Consider the following 3,582-nt stretch of genomic DNA (forward strand, 5'->3'; position numbering starts at 1 on the left):
CCTTAGTGTTGCCGGTGCAGTCGAAGGTGTAGTCGGCGCCGCCGATCTGGTCGGCGCCGCGCTTGGTCATGTTGACCAGGTAAGGCACGATGTCGCCATCGATCTCCTTCGGATTGACGAAATGCGTCATGCCGAATTTCTCGCCCCAGGCCTTCTTGTCGTTGTTGACATCGACGCCGATGATCATGTCGGCGCCGGCAAGGCGAAGCCCCTGGATGACGTTGAGGCCAATGCCGCCAAGACCGAAGACGACGGCGGTCGCGCCCTGTTCGACCTTGGCGGTGTTGATGACGGCGCCGATGCCGGTGGTGACCCCGCAGCCGATGTAGCAGATCTTGTCGAAGGGGGCGTCTGGGTTGACCTTGGCGACCGCGATCTCCGGCAGCACGGTGAAGTTGGAGAAGGTCGAGCAGCCCATGTAATGGAAGAGTTTTTCGCCGCCGAGCGAGAAGCGCGAGGTGCCGTCGGGCATCAGGCCTTGTCCTTGAGTGGCACGGATGGCGGTGCACAGATTGGTCTTGCGCGACAGGCAGGACGGGCACTGCCGGCATTCGGGCGTATAGAGCGGGATGACGTGGTCGCCCTTCCTGACCGAGGTGACGCCCTTGCCGACATCGACGACGATGCCGGCGCCCTCATGGCCCAGGATCGCCGGAAAGATGCCTTCCGGATCGGCGCCCGACAGGGTGAATTCGTCGGTGTGGCAGATGCCGGTCGCCTTCACCTCGACCAGAACCTCGCCATCGCGCGGGCCTTCAAGGTCCACCTCCATGATCTCCAGCGGCTTTCCGGCGGCGACGGCAACGGCGGCACGCGTTTTCATGAGGCATTCCTCCCAAGCGATCTGTAAGTTTTAGCTAACGGCAGGCTGCCCGTGGCGAATGCCAGCCTGCCATCCCTTTGATCGCAAGCTTAGCGAGTTCCGCTCCGGCGGCCAACGTCTCTTGCGACGTTTTTCGGCGCGGTTTCTGCAATCGTCGCCGGGGGACGCCGGCCTGCGGACACTTGAGGCGCGCCGGAATTATCCATAGAACTGGTCCGCTTCGCCGGAGGAACGACATCCGAATGTTCAAGAAGATCCTGATCGCCAATCGCGGCGAGATCGCCTGTCGCGTCATCAAGACGGCGCGCAAGATGGGCATTGCCACCGTCGCGGTCTATTCGGATGCCGATCGCGATGCCGTGCATGTCGAAATGGCCGACGAGGCGGTGCATATCGGGCCTTCGCCGGCGGCACAGAGCTATCTGCTTCCGGAGAAGATCATCGCCGCCTGCAAGGAAACCGGCGCCGAGGCCGTCCATCCGGGCTACGGCTTCCTGTCGGAGCGCGCCTCATTTTGCGAGGCGCTGGAGAAAGAAGGCATCGTCTTCATCGGACCGAAGCCCAAGGCCATCAAGGCGATGGGCGACAAGATCGAATCGAAGAAGTTCGCCAGCGAAGCCAAGGTCTCGACCGTGCCTGGATGGCTGGGCGTCATCGAAGACGCCGACCATGCCGAGCGGATCGCCGGCGAGATCGGCTATCCGGTCATGATCAAGGCCTCGGCCGGCGGCGGCGGCAAGGGCATGCGCATCGCCTGGAGCGAGGCGGAGGTGCGCGACGGCTTCGACCGGGCGCGTTCGGAGGCGAAAAGCTCCTTCGGCGACGACCGCGTCTTCATCGAGAAATTCGTCGTCGATCCGCGCCATATCGAGATCCAGGTGCTGGCCGACGCGCATGGCACGGCGCTCTATCTCGGCGAGCGCGAGTGCTCGATCCAGCGCCGCAACCAGAAAGTGGTCGAGGAGGCGCCGTCGCCATTCCTCGACGCCAAGATCAGGAAGGCGATGGGCGAGCAGGCGGTGGCGCTAGCGAAAGCCGTCGACTACCAGAGCGCCGGCACCGTCGAGTTCATCGTCGACAAGGACAAGAACTTCTATTTCCTTGAAATGAATACGCGATTGCAGGTCGAGCACCCGGTGACCGAACTGGTCACCAGCATCGACCTGGTCGAGCAGATGATCCGCGTCGCCGCCGGCGAGAAGCTCGGCATCAAGCAGAGCGACGTGAAGCTCAACGGCTGGGCGGTGGAGAGCCGCCTCTATGCCGAGGATCCTTTCCGCAACTTCCTCCCGTCGATCGGCCGGCTGACCCGCTACAGGCCGCCGCAGGAGGGCACGTTCGGCGACATCGTCATCCGCAACGATACCGGCGTCACCGAAGGCTCCGAAATCTCGATGTTCTATGACCCGATGGTGGCGAAGCTCTGCACCTGGGCGCCGACAAGGCTGGAGGCCATCGACGCCATGTCGGAGGCGCTCGACAGCTTCGTCGTCGACGGCATCGAGCACAACATCCCGTTCCTTTCGGCGCTGATGCAGCACCCGCGCTGGCGTGAGGGGCGGCTGTCGACCGGCTTCATCGCCGAGGAATATCCGGACGGTTTTTCCCCGGTCGCGCCGGATGGCGAGGAGAGGGCGGTTTTCGCCGCCGTCGCAACAGCGATCGAACTTTTGCGCCGCGACCGGCTCGATCGGCTGAGCGGCCGCCTGGCGCCGCATTCCGGCCATCTCAAGCGCGACTGGGTGGTGAAGATCGGCGCGGACTATTTTCCGGTCGCGATCGTCGACGGCATGGTCTCGATCCCGATGGAGGTCGATCTGTTGATCGACGGCGGCAAGCCGCTGACCGTTGCCTCCGACTGGCGGCCGGGCGACGGGCTCTGGCAGGGCAAGGTCGGCGGCGACAAGGTCGTCGCACAGATCCGTCCGATGCTGAACGGCTTGCGCGTTGCCTGGAAAGGCATGTCGGTGACGGCGCGCGCGATGCTGCCACGCACTGCCGAGCTCGAAAGGCTGATGCCTGAGAAACTGCCGCCGGACACTTCGAAGATGCTGCTCTGCCCGATGCCGGGCCTCGTCGTCTCGATCGCGGTGGCCGAGGGCCAAGAGGTCAAGGCCGGCGAGACGCTTGCCGTGGTCGAGGCCATGAAGATGGAAAATGTGCTGCGTGCCGAGCGCGACCTCACGATAGCCAAGCTCAACGCCAAGCCAGGCGACAGCCTGGCGGTCGATGCGGTGATCATGGAGTTCGCCTGAGAAGAGGCGGTAGCCAGCCGGCCTAAGCCTGTGCCCTGTCGGTCATTTGTGCTGGACTGGCACGGCCGCGTCCGGGACAATACATCTCAACAGATTGAGTCTTTGGGACAGCGCGAAAAAACATGGCGGATGAACGACTTCCACGCGATCCGTTGCAGCGCGAAGCAGCCGTGAGGGCCGCGCGGCCGGAAGCGCCGGCGCGGACCTTTATCCATTTGCGCGTGCACTCGGCCTATTCGCTGCTCGAAGGCGCGCTTCAGCTTGGCGCGATCGTCGGCCATGCGGTCAAGGACGAGGCGCCGGCGATAGCGGTCACCGACACCAACAATTTGTTCGGCGCGCTGGAATTCGCCCAGAAGGCGGTCAAGGACGGCGTCCAGCCGATCATCGGCTGCCAGGTCGATCTCGCCTTTTCCGGCGAGGCGAGCGACGGCCAGCGCGACCGTCGCCGGCATGGGCCGGAGATGTCGCCGGTCGTGCTGATCGCCGCCAGCGAGGCTGGCT

At 64.2% G+C, this 3,582-nt stretch carries 3 protein-coding genes; 2 read left to right on the forward strand and 1 reads right to left on the reverse strand.

Going from position 1 to position 3,582, the window contains the following annotated elements; translation table 11 throughout:
* On the reverse strand, window positions 1-823 hold an 823-nt coding region (locus EOA24_RS31040; protein ID WP_127410443.1), incomplete at its 3' end, for an alcohol dehydrogenase catalytic domain-containing protein.
* A gap of 242 nt (window positions 824-1,065) precedes the next feature.
* On the opposite strand from EOA24_RS31040, the gene EOA24_RS31045 reads away from it, so the two are divergent.
* Both EOA24_RS31045 and EOA24_RS31050 read left to right on the forward strand, forming a co-directional pair.
* Window positions 1,066-3,078, forward strand: coding sequence for an acetyl/propionyl/methylcrotonyl-CoA carboxylase subunit alpha (locus EOA24_RS31045; RefSeq protein WP_126082376.1), 2,013 nt, complete (start codon window positions 1,066-1,068; stop codon window positions 3,076-3,078).
* Between the two features lie 122 nt (window positions 3,079-3,200).
* Window positions 3,201-3,582: PHP domain-containing protein (locus EOA24_RS31050; protein ID WP_127410444.1), on the forward strand; the 382-nt coding region annotated here is incomplete at its 3' end.

It is taken from the genome of Mesorhizobium sp. M2A.F.Ca.ET.039.01.1.1, assembly GCF_003998035.1.
In the GTDB taxonomy this organism is placed as follows: Bacteria; Pseudomonadota; Alphaproteobacteria; order Rhizobiales; family Rhizobiaceae; genus Mesorhizobium.